At 71.1% G+C, this 15,101-nt stretch carries 13 protein-coding genes and 1 CRISPR repeat array (1 of these 14 only partly in view); of the genes, 9 read left to right on the top strand and 4 right to left on the bottom strand.

Features of this window, described 5'->3' with window-relative positions; all coding sequences use genetic code 11:
- Positions 1-108 precede the first annotated feature (108 nt).
- The 3 genes from ACH4VO_RS27525 to ACH4VO_RS27515 form a co-directional block, all read right to left on the bottom strand.
- Positions 109-2,364: a heavy metal translocating P-type ATPase gene (locus ACH4VO_RS27525; protein ID WP_360993559.1), complete on the bottom strand. Its 2,256-nt coding sequence runs from the start codon at positions 2,362-2,364 to the stop codon at positions 109-111.
- 220 nt (positions 2,365-2,584) lie between these two features.
- Positions 2,585-3,649, bottom strand: coding sequence for a biotin/lipoate A/B protein ligase family protein (locus ACH4VO_RS27520; protein WP_360993562.1), 1,065 nt, complete (start codon positions 3,647-3,649; stop codon positions 2,585-2,587).
- Positions 3,650-3,830: 181 nt separating this feature from the next.
- A complete protein-coding gene (locus ACH4VO_RS27515) occupies positions 3,831-4,889 on the bottom strand; it encodes a LacI family DNA-binding transcriptional regulator (protein ID WP_360993565.1) in 1,059 nt (352 codons plus the stop codon).
- Between the two features lie 246 nt (positions 4,890-5,135).
- Between ACH4VO_RS27515 and ACH4VO_RS27510 the strand changes: the two genes are divergently transcribed.
- The 6 genes from ACH4VO_RS27510 (at position 5,136) to ACH4VO_RS27485 (ending at position 10,964) form a co-directional block, all read left to right on the top strand.
- Positions 5,136-6,506 (top strand): extracellular solute-binding protein, encoded by a 1,371-nt coding sequence (locus ACH4VO_RS27510; protein WP_360993568.1) that lies wholly within the window; start codon positions 5,136-5,138, stop codon positions 6,504-6,506.
- 24 nt (positions 6,507-6,530) lie between these two features.
- On the top strand, positions 6,531-7,481 hold the full coding sequence (locus ACH4VO_RS27505) for a sugar ABC transporter permease (protein ID WP_360993571.1): 951 nt from the start codon (positions 6,531-6,533) through the stop codon (positions 7,479-7,481).
- A 2-nt stretch (positions 7,482-7,483) separates the two neighbouring features.
- Complete coding sequence (locus ACH4VO_RS27500) at positions 7,484-8,380, top strand: carbohydrate ABC transporter permease (RefSeq protein WP_360993574.1); 897 nt, start codon at positions 7,484-7,486, stop codon at positions 8,378-8,380.
- Positions 8,381-8,446: 66 nt separating this feature from the next.
- Positions 8,447-10,270 (top strand): sugar-binding domain-containing protein, encoded by a 1,824-nt coding sequence (locus ACH4VO_RS27495; protein WP_360993577.1) that lies wholly within the window; start codon positions 8,447-8,449, stop codon positions 10,268-10,270.
- Positions 10,271-10,398: 128 nt separating this feature from the next.
- Entirely contained in the window at positions 10,399-10,626 is a 228-nt protein-coding gene (locus ACH4VO_RS27490; RefSeq protein WP_360993580.1) for a DUF2945 domain-containing protein, read from the top strand.
- A complete protein-coding gene (locus ACH4VO_RS27485) occupies positions 10,623-10,964 on the top strand; it encodes a DUF3140 domain-containing protein (protein WP_360993583.1) in 342 nt (113 codons plus the stop codon). Before ACH4VO_RS27490 ends, ACH4VO_RS27485 begins: the two co-directional genes overlap by 4 nt.
- 25 nt (positions 10,965-10,989) lie before the next feature.
- Here the strand turns inward: ACH4VO_RS27485 and ACH4VO_RS27480 are convergent, their stop codons facing one another.
- Positions 10,990-11,247 (bottom strand): DNA-binding protein, encoded by a 258-nt coding sequence (locus tag ACH4VO_RS27480; protein ID WP_360993586.1) that lies wholly within the window; start codon positions 11,245-11,247, stop codon positions 10,990-10,992.
- A 301-nt stretch (positions 11,248-11,548) separates the two neighbouring features.
- On the opposite strand from ACH4VO_RS27480, the gene ACH4VO_RS27475 reads away from it, so the two are divergent.
- The 3 genes from ACH4VO_RS27475 (at position 11,549) to ACH4VO_RS27465 (ending at position 13,399) form a co-directional block, all read left to right on the top strand.
- Positions 11,549-11,710, top strand: coding sequence for a hypothetical protein (locus tag ACH4VO_RS27475; RefSeq protein ID WP_360993588.1), 162 nt, complete (start codon positions 11,549-11,551; stop codon positions 11,708-11,710).
- Positions 11,711-12,170: 460 nt separating this feature from the next.
- The gene (locus ACH4VO_RS27470; RefSeq protein WP_360993591.1) at positions 12,171-12,764 is read left to right on the top strand and encodes a hypothetical protein; all 594 of its coding nucleotides are present in this window, start codon (positions 12,171-12,173) and stop codon (positions 12,762-12,764) included.
- Between the two features lie 125 nt (positions 12,765-12,889).
- Positions 12,890-13,399 carry a hypothetical protein gene (locus ACH4VO_RS27465; RefSeq protein WP_360993594.1) on the top strand — a complete coding sequence of 170 codons (510 nt, stop codon included), beginning with the start codon at positions 12,890-12,892 and terminating at the stop codon, positions 13,397-13,399.
- A gap of 1,171 nt (positions 13,400-14,570) precedes the next feature.
- Positions 14,571-15,101: a CRISPR direct-repeat array (repeat unit 29 nt; unit sequence CGGAACACCCCCGCGTCGGCGGGGAGGAC) (it continues 3,344 nt past the right edge of the window).

The raw sequence follows: 15,101 nt of genomic DNA, 5'->3' as shown, positions 1-15,101 counted from the left end.
GCACACCGGGCCGCCCCCGGCAGGCACCTGCCTGCCGGGGGCGGCCCACGTCGTGCTCCACCCGCCCGTTCTCGGCACGCCCCGCCGCGTGCCCCCTCGTGCCCTCTCTCACACGGCCTTGAAGCCGCGCAGCCGCAGGGAGTTGCCGACGACGAAGACCGAGGAGAAGGCCATGGCCGCTCCGGCGATCATCGGGTTGAGCAGGCCGGCGGCGGCGAGCGGCAGGGCCGCGACGTTGTAGGCGAAGGCCCAGAACAGGTTGGACCTGATGGTGCCGAGCGTCCTGCGGGAGAGGCGGATGGCGTCGGCGGCGGCGTTGAGGTCGCCGCGTACGAGGGTGAGGTCGCCGGCCTCGATGGCGGCATCGGTCCCGGTGCCCATGGCCAGACCGAGGTCGGCCTGTGCCAGGGCGGCCGCGTCGTTGACGCCGTCGCCGACCATGGCCACCGAACGCCCCTCCGCCTGGAGGCGCTTGACGACGTCTACCTTGTCCTCGGGCATGACCTCGGCGATCACCTCGCCGATGCCGACCTCCGCGGCGACGGCCTCGGAGACCGCCCGGTTGTCGCCGGTCAGCAGGATCGGGGTGAGACCGAGGGCGCGCAGCCGCCGGATCGCCTCGGCGCTGGTGTCCTTGACGGCGTCGGCGACCTCCAGGACCGCGCGGGCCTCGCCGTCCCACGCGACGGCGATGGCGGTGCGTCCGGCACTCTCGGCGTCCTGCTTGGCCAGGGCGAGCTCCGCGGGTAGTTCCATCGCCCACTGGGCGAGCAGCTTCTCGCGGCCCACGAGCACCGCGTGTCCCTCGACGACGCCCTGCACGCCCAGTCCCGGTACGTTCGCGAAGTCCTCCGGGACCGGCAGGGCGCCGGTCTCCTCGGTGGCCCCGGTGGCGACGGCCTGGGCGATCGGGTGCTCGGAGGCGTTCTCCAGGGCACCCGCGAGCCGCAGGACATCGGCCCTGGCGGTCCCCTCGGCGGTGTGGACGGCGAGCAGGGTCATCTTCCCGGTGGTGACGGTGCCGGTCTTGTCCAGGACGATCGTGTCGACCCTGCGGGTGGTCTCCAGGACCTCGGGACCCTTGATGAGGATGCCGAGCTGGGCGCCGCGTCCGGTGCCCACCATGAGCGCGGTGGGCGTGGCCAGGCCCAGGGCGCAGGGGCAGGCGATGATCAGTACGGCGACGGCGGCGGTGAACGCGGCGGTCAGTCCGGAGCCGTTGCCGAGCCAGAAGCCCAGGGTGCCGAGCGCGAGCGCGATCACGACGGGGACGAAGACGGCGGAGATCCTGTCCGCGAGGCGCTGGGCCGCGGCCTTGCCGTTCTGCGCGTCCTCGACCAGCCGGGCCATCCGGGCCAGCTGGGTGTCCGTGCCGACGCGGGTGGCCTCCACGACGAGACGGCCGCCGACGTTCAGCGTCGCACCGGTCACGGCATCGCCGACGCCGACCTCCACCGGCATGGACTCACCGGTGAGCATGGAGGCGTCCACGGCCGAGGAGCCCTCGGCCACTGTGCCGTCGGTGGCGATCTTCTCGCCGGGCCGTACCAGGAAGCGGTCCCCGACCCGCAGGGCGGCGGTCGGGACGGTCTCCTGACGCCCTTCGCGGAGAACGGTGACCTCCTTGGCGCCCAGTTCCAGCAGGGCCCTGAGCGCGGCGCCGGCCTTGCGCTTCGAGCGGGCCTCGAAGTACCGCCCCGCCAGGATGAACGCGGTCACGCCGGCGGCCGCTTCGAGGTAGATGTTCCCCGCGCCGTCACCGCGGGCGATCGTGAACTCGAAGGGGTGCGTCATGCCCGGAGTGCCGGCGGTGCCGAAGAACAGGGCCCACAGCGACCAGAGGAAGGCCGCCGACGTGCCGACCGAGATCAGGGTGTCCATGGTGGCCGCGCCGTGCCGGGCGTTGGTGAAGGCGGCCCGGTGGAAGGGCCAGGCCGCGTACGTGACGACCGGCGCGGCCAGGGTCAGGGAGAGCCACTGCCAGTACTCGATCTGGAGCGCCGGAATCATGGCCATCGCGATCACCGGGACGGCGAGAACGGTGGCGGTGATCAGCCGCTGCCGCAGCGGTGCGAGCTCGTCGCTCTCCCGCCCGTCCCCCTCGCCGGACCCCGCCTCCGCGGGGGGCGCCGGCTGCTGGGCGGTGTAACCCGTCGCCTCGACCGTGGCGATGAGGTCGGACACCTCGACGTCACCGGTGAAGGTGACCTTGGCCTTCTCGGTCGCGTAGTTGACGGACGCCTCGACGCCTTCCATACGGTTGAGCTTCTTCTCGATACGGGCCGCGCACGAGGCGCAGGTCATCCCGCCGATGGCGAGCTCGACCGCGGCCGTGCCGGCTGCTGTCGTGGTGGGCGTACCCATGACGTAGCTCCTCAGGTGGGCGGCATACCCCTAGGGGGTACCTCTCTACGGTTCATGTATACCCCCCGCCCGTATGGTATGCAAGTCGCGGAAAGCTGATTGCGCGGGCCGCCCACGCGGATCGGATCAGGCTTCGGCGGCCTTCGCGCGAAGGCCGCCGCCCCAGCTGTCAGGGAGTGGGCGGTGCGGGCGCCGCAGCACCGGGGCCGCCCGGGTGCTCTCACGGCACACGCGCCGTCCACTGCGGGCTGCTGTACTTCGTGGTGGCCAGCTCCTGCGCACGCTCCAGCTCCTCGCGCCCGACGCTCCCCCGGGTGAGTCCGTAGCGGTCGCGGAAGGACTCCACCATGCGGTCGATGACCGCCTCGCGGGTCAGACCGGTCTGACGCCGGAGGGGATCCACCCGCTTCTTGGCGGAGGCGGTGCCCTTGTCCGACATCTTCTCCTTGCCGATGCGCAGGACGTCCAGCATCTTGTCGGCGTCGATGTCGTAGGACATCGTGACGTGGTGCAGGATGGCGCCGGGCCCGCCGTCCGGGCCGATCATCCGCTTCTGGGCGGCTCCCGCGATCTTTCCGACCTCGGTGGCGATGTCGTTGAGGGGCTGGTACCAGGCCTTGATGCCCATGTCGCCGAGCGCTTCCAGCACCCAGGCGTCGAGATGGGCGTAGGAGTCGGCGAAGGAGAGGCCGGCCACCAGGGAAGCGGGGACCGACAGCGAGTACGTGATGGTGTTGCCGCTCTCCACGAACATGGCCCCGCCCCCGGAGATGCGGCGCACCACGGTGACGCCGTGGCGGGCGGCGCCCTGCGGGTCGACCTCATTGCGCAGGGACTGGAAGCTGCCGATGATCACCGCGGGGGAGGCCCACTCCCAGACCCGCAGGGTGGGCGGCCTGCGGCCCGCGGCGACCTCCCTGGTGATGACCTCGTCCAGTGCCATGTGGAGCGCGGGGGACTGCGGAGCCTCCCGGATGAGCTGCCAGTCGTAGTCCCGCCACTCGGTGGCCTGCGAGAGGGCCCGCCGGGTGGCCACGGCGACGCCCTCGACGGTCAGCCCGAGCATCACCGTTCCGGCGGGCAGGGCGGCTTCGATGCGGGCGGCGAGCGCGCTGGTGCCGGTGTGGGCGGGAGCCCCTTCCAGGGCCGCGTCGATGGCGAGGATGGCCTCGTCGGGTTCCAGGAAGAAGTCCCCGGCCACCCTCACGTTCCGCAGCGCGCCGCCCTGGACCTCCAGGTCGACCACCACGAGCTTGCCGCCCGGGATCTTGTACTCACCGTGCACCACAGCCTCCGCATGTGCCGACGTTTCCGCACGAACGGGCCGAATCCGGCCCTGAACAGGCACAACGCGGCGGAGGCGTCCTTTAATCCACCGCCACCGCCACCGCCACCGCCACCGCCTGTGCCGGGCCGCGGACCGGGAGGCCGGCCGGCCCGGCCCGAAGGGGGGCGTCGCCGCCCGGTCAGGGTCGGCCCGTGGGGGAGCCTTCGGTGCTCTCCCGCAGCACCAGCCGATGGGCGACGACACGGTCCTGCGGCGCGTCGGCGGACCGTACGGGGTCCCCCGGATCCGGAGCCTGGGCGGCCTCGGCGATGCGGCGGCGCAGGAGTTCCACCGCGACCTTGGCCACCGCCGCCTTGTCCGGGGCGACGGTGCTCAGCGTCGGCACGCTGAACCGGCCGCCCTCCACATCGTCGAAGCCCACGACGGCGACGTCCTCGGGAACCCTCAGTCCGTGCTCGTGGAGCGCGCGCAGCGCCCCGAGGGCGAGCTGGTCGTTGAAGCACAGCAGGGCGTCGGGACGGGTTCCGGCGGCCAGTGTCCGTGCCACCGCCTCGGCTCCGTCCGGCATCCGGAAGGAGCCGACGGGAAGCAGGGAGTCCGGGCCGCAGGCGAGACCGGCCGCCGTCATGGCGGCCCGGTAGCCGCGGGTGCGGGCCTCGGCGGTCCCGAGGCCCGCGTCGTCCCGTCCGCCGACGGCCAGAACGCGGCGGCGCCCGAGGGCGATCAGGTGCTCGGTGGCCTCGCGGGCGGCCTTCTCGTTGTCGATGGCCACATGGTCGGCACCCTCCTCCAGCAGCTCCCCGAGCAGCACGGTCGGTGGCGCGCCGGTGCGTTCGCGCAGGTCGTCGGCGGTCAGGGCGAGCGGGCTGAGGATGATGCCGTCGACGAAGTCCGAGCCGAACCCGGCCAGCGCCGCGAGCTCGTGCTCACGGTCCGCCCCGGACTGGTGGATCAGCACGGTCAGGGAGCACCGCTCGGCCTCACGGATGACATGGCGGGCCAGCTCGGCGAAGTACGGGACGTCCAGCTCGGGCACGACGAGCGCGATGATGCCGGTCCGGCCCTTGCGCAGGTGGCGGCCGGCGAGGTTGACCCGGTATCCGAGATGCGCGATGGACTCCCGCACCACCTGTCTGGTCCGGTCGGAGACGTGGACGTAGTCGTTGATGACGTTGGACACCGTCTTCTCCGACACCCCCGCGTGCCGTGCGACGTCCTTGATCCTGGGCCGTGCCACCGCTGCCTCCCCGCCCTCGTGCGCTGCCGAGTCTATGTGCTGCCACCCGGCCCCGCGTGCGGGACCCGATCCCGGCCCTCCGGTGGTGCCGCACCTCTTTACAGCGAATGTACATCGATGTAAAAAAGGGGCCACCGCACCGCTTCAGCCGGTGCGCGCACACCACCTGGCGTCCCGGTGGACCGCCCTCGGCACGGCGGTCCACCGCCGCTTCGGCATGAGCGTCCGGCCGTCGAAAGGTCCGTGATGAGTTCCTCTTCCCCCGCCCGTGAACCGGGGCCCGCCCCGGCGTCCCTCCCGGCGGGCGGCCTCAGCCGCCGCGGGCTCCTGCGCTACGGCATGGCGGGCGCGGGCGCGCTGCTCGCCGCAGGCGCGTCGGCGGGGTGTGCCTCACCGGCCGCGTCCTCCGGGGCGTCCTCCCTGACCGTCTGGGACCTCTTCCAGGGCGGTGACGGCATGCTGATGGACGACATGATCAAGGCCGTCTCCCACGGCCCGGACCACTTCTCCGTCGACCGGACCATCCTCGACTGGGGCCCGTCCTACTACACGAAGCTCGCCATGTCGGCCGCCGGGGGCCGGGCGTCCGACGTCGCCGTACTGCACCTGTCACGACTGGCCGGCTACGCCCCCGGCGGGTTGCTCGACCCCTTCGACCTGGACCTGCTCGCCGAACTCGGCGTCACAGCCGCGGACTTCACGCCCGCCGTGTGGAAGCGGACCCAGCACGCGGGCACCGTGTACGCGATCCCCCTGGACGTCCATCCCTTCATCGTCTTCTACGACCGCCGGGCCGCCGGCAAGGCGGGCCTCCTCGACTCCGCGGGCGAACTGGCTCCCATGGGCTCGCCGGACGCGTTCCTCGACGCGGGCAGGGCGCTCGCCGAAGCGACCGGGGGCGCGGGCGTCCTCTTCGGTCACGTCACCGACACGGCGCAGAGCTGGCGGCAGTTCGCGGCCCTCTACGCGCAGACCGGCGCCGCGTTCACGCTCCCCGACGGCGGCCCGGCCGAGATCGACACCGACGCAGCCGTACGCGTCGTGACGTTCATGCAGCAGCTCTTCGACGGCAGGACCAACCCCAACGACCTCGACTACAACAGTGCGATGGCCGCCTTCCTCGGCGGCCGCGGCGGCATGGCCATGATGGGGGAGTGGGAGCTGCCGACGCTTCGGAAGTCGGACATCGACCTGGGCGCGGCCCCCTTCCCGCAGGTCTTCGAGCGGCCCGCGGTCTACACCGACTCACACAGCTTCGTCCTGCCCCACCAGGAGGACCCCGACCCCGCACGGCGCCGGGAGGCCCACCGCTATGTCGCGCAGATGCTCCAGCAGAGCATCACCTGGGCGAGCGCCGGACACATCCCCGCCTATCAGCCCGTGCTCGCCGAGCCGGCGTACGCCCGGCTGAGGCCCCAGTCCTCCTACGCGGACGCGGCGAAGGTGGCGGTGCTCGACCCGCCCAACTGGTTCGCCGGAGCGGGCTCGAACTTCCAGAACCGCATGTGCCAGCCGCTCCAGTCGGCGCTGCTCGGCACCACCTCGGCGGAGAAGGCCGTACGGCAGATGGTCCGGGAAGCGGACGCGCTGCTGCGGCAGCCCGACCCGGTGGCCTGACGGAGACCAGAAGGAGTTACCGACGTGACCACCACCGCACCTCCGGGTGCCGACGCACCGGCCGGCACACCCGGCGCCGGCCCCGGCGGATCCCGCCGGGCAGCCCGGACGGGAGCCCGCGCCGCGACCGGCAACGGTCTGATCTTCGTCCTGCCCTTCCTGGTCGTCCTCGCCCTCTTCCTCGTCTGGCCCGTCGGGCAGGGGCTGTGGATGAGCCTCACCGACGCCTCGCTCACCCTGCGGGAGACGAGCTTCGTCGGCCTCGACAACTACACGGAGGCCTTCGGCGACCCGGACGTCTGGAGCAGCCTCGGCAACACGGTCGTCTTCACCCTCATATCCAGTGTTCCGCTGGTCCTGCTCGCCCTCGCGATGGCGCTGCTCGTCCACAGCGGACTGGCCGGCCAGTGGGTGTGGCGGCTCGCCTTCTTCACGCCGTACCTGCTGCCGGTGACTGTGGTCACCCTCATCTGGACGTGGCTCTACCAGCCCGACATCGGCTTCGGCAACCAACTGCTCACCTCCCTGGGCATGGAGCCCGTCGGCTGGCTCTCGGACGAAGCGGTCGCGATGTGGTCCGTCGCCGCCCTGACCGTCTGGTGGACGGTCGGTTTCAACTTCCTCCTCTACCTCGCCGCGCTCCAGGCCCTTCCCCCGGCCCTGGACGAGGCCGCGGCGCTCGACGGCGCCGGAGCCTGGCGGCGGCTGTGGTCGGTCACCCTGCCCCAACTGCGCCGGACCACGGTGCTCGTGGGGATGCTCCAGGTCCTCGCCTCGCTCAAGGTCTTCGACCAGATCTACATCCTCACCAAGGGCGGACCCAACGGATCCACCCGGCCCATCCTCGAATACGTGTACGACGTCGGGTTCACGGGCTACCGGCTGGGCTACGCCTCGGCCGTCTCCTACCTCTTCTTCGCGCTGGTGATCGTCGTCTCCGTCGCGCAGCTCCGCTTCTTCCGCCAGGAGGACTGACCGTGTCCGCCACCGCACCCTCACTCCGCCCGCGCCGGGACCCTCGTGAAGCGGCCGGTTCGCCGCTGCTCCTGGGCCACGGACGGCTGCCGCGCGTCCTGGCCGCCACCGCGCTGTGCGTCCTCGCGGCGGTCTGGCTGCTGCCGTTCGTCTGGTCCGTCGCCACGTCCTTCCAGAGCGAGCAGGACGTGGCGAAGCCGGGCCTCTCCCCTTTCAAAGGTGAGTTCACCCTCGGGTCCTACGAACAGATCCTCGAACGCGGCAACGTGCTCCTGTGGGCCTTCAACAGTTTCCTCGTCGCCGGCCTGGTCACCCTGCTCACCGTGGCCGTCTCCACCCTGGCCGCCTACGGATTCGCGCGGGGCACGTTCCGCGGCCGGAAGGCCCTGTTCGCCCTGACCGTCGCGGCCGTCATGGTTCCGCCGCAACTGCTCGTCGTGCCCCTGTTCGAGCAGATGCTCCTCTTCGACCTGGTGGACACCTACGCGGCCGTGATCCTGCCCCAAGTCGTCGCACCCATGATGGTGTTCATCCTCAAGCGCTTCTTCGACAGCATCCCCCGGGAGCTGGAGGAGGCCGCCCGGATCGACGGTGCGTCCGAGATCAGGGTGTTCCTGTCGATCGTTCTCCCGTTGTCCCGGCCGATCGTGGCCGCCGTGTCGATCTTCGTCTTCATCGGGGCCTGGAACAACTTCATGTGGCCCTTCATCGTCACCAACGACCCCGGCCTGATGACCCTGCCCGTGGGCCTGGCCACCGTCAAGGACGCCTACGGCATCCAGTACGCGCAGTCCATGGCCTCCGCGCTGCTGGCGGCGCTCCCGCTGATCGTGGTGTTCCTGCTCTTCCAGCGGCGCATCGTCCGCTCGGTGGCGACGACGGGACTCGGCGGCTCCTGACCGTAGGCCCCGACCCCTGTCCCCCTCCCCGTACGCACACGAACCCCTCACTCACTGGAGCATGCGTTGCCCACCCCCGCCCTGCCCCGTCCCGAGTACCCGCGACCGCAGTTCGTCCGTCGCGACTGGCTCAGCCTCAACGGCCCCTGGCAGTTCGAGACCGACCGAGGGGACAGCGGACTGGAACGCGGCCTCCTCGGCCGCGACCTGGCCCGGGAGATCCTCGTACCCTTCCCGCCCGAGTCGGAACTGTCGGGCATCGGCGACACGGACTTCCTGGAAGCCGTCTGGTACCGGCGGGTGCTCACCCTGCCCGCCGCATGGGCCGGACGCCGTGTACTGCTGCACTTCGGGGCCGTCGACCATGACACCACCGTGTGGGCCAACGGCACCGAAGTGGCACGCCACCGGGGCGGGTTCACCCCTTTCACGGCCGACCTCGGTGACGTCGCGCGACCGGGAGAGGAGGTCACCCTCACCGTCCGGGCCCGCGACCCCCGCTCCGGTCCGCAGGCCCGTGGCAAGCAGGCCGTCCGGTACGCCAACCACGACTGCAACTACACCCGCGTCACCGGGATCTGGCAGACCGTCTGGCTGGAGCCCGTCCCCGAACTCCACCTGCGCCGTCCCCGCATCACCCCCGACCTCGGCGGTTCCGCGTTCCACCTCGAACTCCCCCTGTCCGGCAACCGTCCCGGCCACCGGGTACGAGCGCTCCTGTCCGACGCCGACGGTGAGGTCTGCCGCGCGGAGGTACGCGCCGACCTCGACCTCGCACCCCGGCTCCACCTCCCCGTGCCGCAGGCCAGGCGGCGCGCGTGGGCACCCGGCGACCCGCACCTGTACGGCCTGCGGCTCGAACTGCTGGACGACGAGGGCGAGGTGACCGACAGCGCCGAGAGCTACGCCGGCCTGCGCGCCGTCGGCCTGCGCGGCAGGGCCGTCACCCTGAACGGGCAGCCGGTCTTCCAGCGGCTCGTGCTCGACCAGGGGTGGTACCCGGACGGGCTGATGACCGCGCCGACCGACGAGGCGCTGGTCCACGACATCGAGATCGCCATGGCGGCCGGCTTCAACGGGGCCCGGCTCCACCAGAAGGTCTTCGAGGAGCGCTTCCTGTACCACGCCGACCGCCTCGGCTACCTGGTCTGGGGCGAGTTCGGGGACTGGGGCTGCGAGACCGGTGGTTCCTCGGGCGACAACCAGCAGCCGGACGCCTCGTACACCGGCCAGTGGCTCGAAGCCCTGGAGCGCGACTACTCCCACCCTTCGATCATCGGGTGGTGTCCGCTCAACGAGACGTACCAGAAGCTGCACGACCGGATCACCCAGCTGGACTCCGTAACCCGGGCGATGTTCCTCGCCACGAAGGCGATGGACACCACCCGGCCGGTCATCGACGCCTCCGGATACGCCCACCGGGTCGCCGAGACCGACATCTACGACGCCCATAGCTACGAGCAGGACCCGGCCGCCTTCCGGCAGCTGATGGCCGGGCTCGCCAAGGGCGAGCCGTTCGTCAACGCCTACGAGAACGGCGCTGCGTACTCCCAGCCCTACCGGGGCCAGCCCTACTTCGTCAGCGAGTTCGGCGGCATCTGGTGGGACCCCGAGGCGGCCGCAGCCCAGTCCGGCGAGGACCGCACCGCCTCCTGGGGCTACGGCGAGCGCGTACGCGACGAGGAGGAGTTCCACGCACGCTTCGAGGGACTGACCGGCGCCCTCCTCCAGGACCCGAACATGTTCGGGTACTGCTACACCCAGCTGACCGACGTCTTCCAGGAGCAGAACGGCGTCTACCGCTTCGACCGGGGCACCAAGCTGGACATCGCACGCGTCCGCGCCGCGCAGACGCGCCCGGCGGCCATCGAGGAGCAGGGCGCCTCCTGACGGAGCCGGTCGGGCCGCCCGAGGGCGCGCGGCTGCGGATGACCGAAGCGCCGTCCGGCTCCATCATGGAAGGTGCGGCCTCCGGCCCCCGCCCGTACGGCGGCCCCGATCGAGAGGACGGGCAACCCATGGCCAAGGACAAGAAGCTGCGCAAGGGCGACGACGTCACCTGGAAGAGTCACGGACAGACCGTTCCGGGCACGGTGCGCAAGAAGATCACCGAGCGTACCGAGGCGGCCGGCCGTACCGTCGACGCCTCGAAGGACGAACCGCAGTACGAGGTCGAGAGCGACTCGTCCGGTGGGCACGCGGTCCACAAGCCCGAGTCCTTGCACAAGAAGGGCGGGAAGGGGTGACCGGCGTCGGTGACGTGGACCGCGAGGAGAGCGTGCGGAGCTTCGGCGAAGCCGTGAACATGACGGCGGGCGAGATGGAGAAGTGGCTCGGTACGCCGGAGTCACGTGACGCCGGGCAGTCCGACGGCTCGGGTGAGAGCGTGGGTCACGCCTCCGGCCGTCGGATCGTCGAACTGCTGCGGACCAGGAAGGCCGACCTCACCGACGACGACATCGCCCACATGCGCAAGGTCGCCGGATACGTGCACCGGCACGGGAAGCAGCGGCCGAAAGGCGACATCACCGACACGCGCTGGCGCCACTCCCTCATGAACTGGGGCCACGATCCGAAGAAGTGACGGCGGGCGGCGGCGCCCCGGCGGCTCAGCCGACCGTACCGTCGACGAACTCGTTGAGGGCACGGCCCGGCCGCAAGGTGGGGCGTGCCCCTTCGAGGTGGAAGTCGCCGAACCCCATGATCGACACCGTCTCGCCGTTCCTGAGCCCTTCGGCGATGGTCCCGGGGCGGTCCACCGTGCCGAACAGCGCGTCCAGGATCTGTCCGACGTGCTGGGCCGACACCTGACCGGCGTCCCCGCCGGTCTTGCGGACGGTTGCCTCGATGAGCGCGTTCCTGTCCATGGTGATCTTCTTCCTTCCCCGATGTCCGATGCGCTGCCCGCCCGTGTCGAGCCCGGGCAGGTGAACCCACGCACCCGAAGCCAAGCACCCGGGCGGGGCGGCACGCCGCTGCCGGGGAGTGTGGCGCGGATGTTCACCGGTTCGCCGGAGAGCCGGTGGCTGCCGAGGTCGTTGCCGAGGCCGGGGACGGTGGCACGGACGCGCGGCGCGACCTCTCGCCGCGGTCTGCCGCCGCGAGCCGTGTGTTTCCGCTCCCGGGCCAGGGGCAGGCGGATCAGTGAGCCCCTACGAAAGGACCGACATGAGTGCCGGAGAGAAGGCCAAGGCCAAGACGGAGCAGGTTGTCGGTAAGGCCGTGCGGAAGGTCGCCCACGCGATGGGCAACGAGACCACGGCGCTCAAGGGAGCCGCGCTGGAGACCCGCGGCAAGGCCCGCGGCGCCAAGGAGGGCGTGCGGCACTGACCGCACCCCGTCGTGCGGGCCGTGTGCGCGAGGGCGCCGCGCGTGCCCGTGTGTGCGACGGTGCCGTGCGGGCAGGCCCCGCCCCGGCTGACCGGCGCGGGATGCGAAGCAGTTCGTCAAAGGCCCCGGTGCTGTGGATGTACAGCACCGGGGCGCTCCGCGTCGTCACATCCCGCGCGACCGGCCCCTCGCCGGTCCGGAGCCCGCCCCCGAGCGGACCATCGTCTTCCCCGACAGCCAGGTTGTCACTCATGACGACGACCACGCCCTGAGGTCCCGCGATCTCCCCCGGGAAAGGGCGGGACAGCCCTCGGCCGGAGACCAGGCATAAACGGAGAAAGGAGGGTACACGCAGGTTGCGCACCGCCGGGCAGGAGCACCGGATGGGCCTGACGAAGAAGGAGTTGACGAACGTGGGACTGCACGACGCATCGACCGCCGACCGACAGGAGCGTCCGACATGACGACGACCGTGGTGATCATCGTTGCCGTCCTCCTCCTGGCAGCGATCGCATACTTCCTCGTCCGCGCACGGCGAGGCGGGGGCCAGGGCCTGCACCGCCGCTTCGGCCCCGAGTACGACCGTACGGTCGCCCGGCACGGCGGGGACACGAAGGCCGCTGAACAAGAACTCGCCGAGCGGGTGCGGCTGCACGGCTCGCTGCACGAGCGGCCGCTGAGCCCCGAGGCACGCGAGGCGTACGCCGGCCGCTGGACGGCGGTCCAGGAGACGTTCATCGACTCGCCCCAGGAGGCCGTCGCCCAGGCCGACGCGCTGCTGGCACGGCTGGCGCGTGACCGGGGTTTCCCCGACGGATCCGACTTCGATGAGCAGACGGCCGCGCTCTCCGTGCACCACGCCGGGCAGGTCGACGGATATCGCAAGGTGCACAGCGCGGTGCGTGACAGGAGCAGCACGGAGGAACTGCGGGAGGCGCTGGTCGAGGCGCGTGCGCTGTTCGACGTACTGCTGGGAGACACGCCCACCGAGCACGCCCGCCCCCACCACGGGAAGACGGGCCGACACGGGACCGACGGAAGGACGGCGGCATGACACACCCCACCGAACGTAACGGACTCCCCGCAGACGGGAACTCCCCGTCCGCGGAACCGCGGCACACGCGGCGGCCAAGCCCCGCCGACGGGTTCCAGCACGACACGCCGCCCATGGAGGCCCCCGTGGAACAGCAGCCCAGGAGCACGGGGCCGGGCGCGCCGCATGTCGCCGATCCCGCACTCCACACGTCCCAGGTCACCACCGAGCCCGCACCGCACACGATCGCGCAAGGAGCGCGGCACTCCGCGGGCCCGGCGCCGAGCGGGACCCCGATGCCCGGCACGGAACCCACCGGGCGGGGCGCCACCTCCGCCTCCGGAACGAATCCGTCGGGCTCCCGGGCCGAGGGTGGGCACAGCGGCCCGCCCCTCCTGCCTCCCGAGGGGAGGGATGCTCTGTCCCTGCGGATGCACCAGGCCGTCACCGACTTCGTCGAGGATCCGCACCGTGCGGTCGAGGAGGCCGACAGCGCCTTCGACCGGATCGTGGCGGATGTGACGGCGGCGCTCGAGGAGCGCAGGCGCGAGCTGCGCGCCGGCTGGCATGGGCAGGGCACCGAGGCCCGGACCGAGGACTTGCGGCTGGCCCTGCGTCGCTACCGTGATGCCGGGGAGCAGCTCCTGGGCATCTGAGGAGCGTTCTCTTTCCGGGCGTGCGGTCGTGCTCGGCCGAACAGCGTCGTGGATCGAGTCGGCCGGCGGTCGGGCGCGCAGGGAAGAAGGGCCTCCTGGGAGCAGGCGGGTGCCGAGTCCGTACGGGAGGCCCTTGTGGTCGCAGCTGTGGGCGGGCATGCTCGCGGAGTTCGGTGTGATTGCCCCGTGCCAGGGGAGCAAGAAGGGTGACACTCCCCAGATTCTCCTCAGGTCCGGCCGTGAGCCGTGATCGGTCCGCTCGACCGTTACAACGGGCAAGGTGACGCGCGATGTTCACGACCAGACCGACCCTCCAGGGCACCTTCGGCATGAAGTTGTCTACCGGGTGGCGCTGACCTGCATCGATGCGGCTGCACCCACCTCTGAACTGGGCGGATAAGTCTTTCAGCTCTTTCGAGATCGTGCTGCTTCACGCGGTCGATTCTCCCCAGGCGCTCCCCAGGACCGTTGATACTCCCCAGATCCTCCCCAGGAAGTGCCGTTGTAGCGGGCATGGTGGCACGGGACGTCTTGCCACCGGAGGCGCTGCCAAGCGTACGTTGAGCGACTGCCTGCGAGGGCAGGGCAGAATCCTGGCGCCGAGCGGGTGAGCACCAGGCGTGAGTCCGCCTCTGCTTGCGCAGGACTCAAGTTCGCACCTTCAGTCGGAAGCCGACGCCTTTCGGTGGCGCACCACGTGGAGTGCGTCGCGGTCCTTGAAACCGTCACGAAAAGCGCCTGACCTGACTTTCCGTCTTTCTCATGCGCATTACGTGCAGTGTGGGCGTTACAGGCGATATCTTGACGCTCGTACGATGCTCGTCCTGATGGGGCGCCAGCCAATCTGTTGGGCAGGTCAAGCCGTGTCTGGGGGCGTGTATGAATGGAGTGCCGGCGCGGGCGATGCTCTGAGTGGAGCTGCTGGCCTCTCATGTTCAGTTGTCGCGGAAGTAGCAAGTCGCTTGGCTGACCTGAAGAATCGATTGATTACAGCCTCTGAACTGGGGAAACGGCTTTTCGGTTGTTTCATGCCTATGCCCTTGATGCGGCCGAAAGTCCCAGGACTCCCGAGGAGGCCCGGTGCTCTTGCCACGTCGTGCGGTGTGGGCAGACGCCCTGTAGCTAAGCGGTAGGGGGGTGCGTCGTCGCGGGTGGGGAACAGACCGGCCGAGGGAATACCCCCGCGTCGGCAGGGGAGGACAGACGGTGCAGGCCCGCCCCGATCTGGCTCGTCGGAACACCCCCGCGTCGGCGGGGAGGACCTGCGCCAGGCCCGACCGAACCGGCCGCGGAGCGGAACACCCCCGCGTCGGCGGGGAGGACCAGGGTCCGCGGGCCCGAGATTCAGGGGATTGCGGAACACCCCCGCGTCGGCGGGGAGGACCTCACCAACGACGTGGCCCCGGCGGGCCCGATCGGAACACCCCCGCGTCGGCGGGGAGGACGTACCGGGCCTTGACCTCGGACAGCTTGTATCGCGGAACACCCCCGCGTCGGCGGGGAGGACGTGGCGTCAGGGTAGAGCGCGCCCGCGGTGAGCGGAACACCCCCGCGTCGGCGGGGAGGACGCGCGGCCGGGAGGAACGGTCGGACATGCCGGCGGAACACCCCCGCGTCGGCGGGGAGGACGTCGCCTGAGTCGTGCTCCAGGGTGCGCAGTGCGGAACACCCCCGCGTCGGCGGGGAGGACCGGTCCAGGCGG

Source organism: Streptomyces sp. NPDC020780 (assembly GCF_044334475.1).
In the GTDB taxonomy this organism is placed as follows: domain Bacteria; phylum Actinomycetota; class Actinomycetes; order Streptomycetales; family Streptomycetaceae; genus Streptomyces.
The sequence above is the reverse complement of the archived record's forward strand: the minus strand, read 5'-3'. Positions and strand labels throughout refer to the sequence as shown.

Coding starts and splice junctions, on each gene's coding strand:
- ACH4VO_RS27510 (WP_360993568.1), top strand. CDS start 5,136: ATGAGTTCCTCTTCCCCCGCCCGTGAACCGGGGCCCGCCCCGGCGTCC.
- ACH4VO_RS27470 (WP_360993591.1), top strand. CDS start 12,171: ATGACGACGACCGTGGTGATCATCGTTGCCGTCCTCCTCCTGGCAGCG.
- ACH4VO_RS27480 (WP_360993586.1), bottom strand. CDS start 11,247: ATGGACAGGAACGCGCTCATCGAGGCAACCGTCCGCAAGACCGGCGGG.
- ACH4VO_RS27525 (WP_360993559.1), bottom strand. CDS start 2,364: ATGGGTACGCCCACCACGACAGCAGCCGGCACGGCCGCGGTCGAGCTC.
- ACH4VO_RS27490 (WP_360993580.1), top strand. CDS start 10,399: ATGGCCAAGGACAAGAAGCTGCGCAAGGGCGACGACGTCACCTGGAAG.
- ACH4VO_RS27475 (WP_360993588.1), top strand. CDS start 11,549: ATGAGTGCCGGAGAGAAGGCCAAGGCCAAGACGGAGCAGGTTGTCGGT.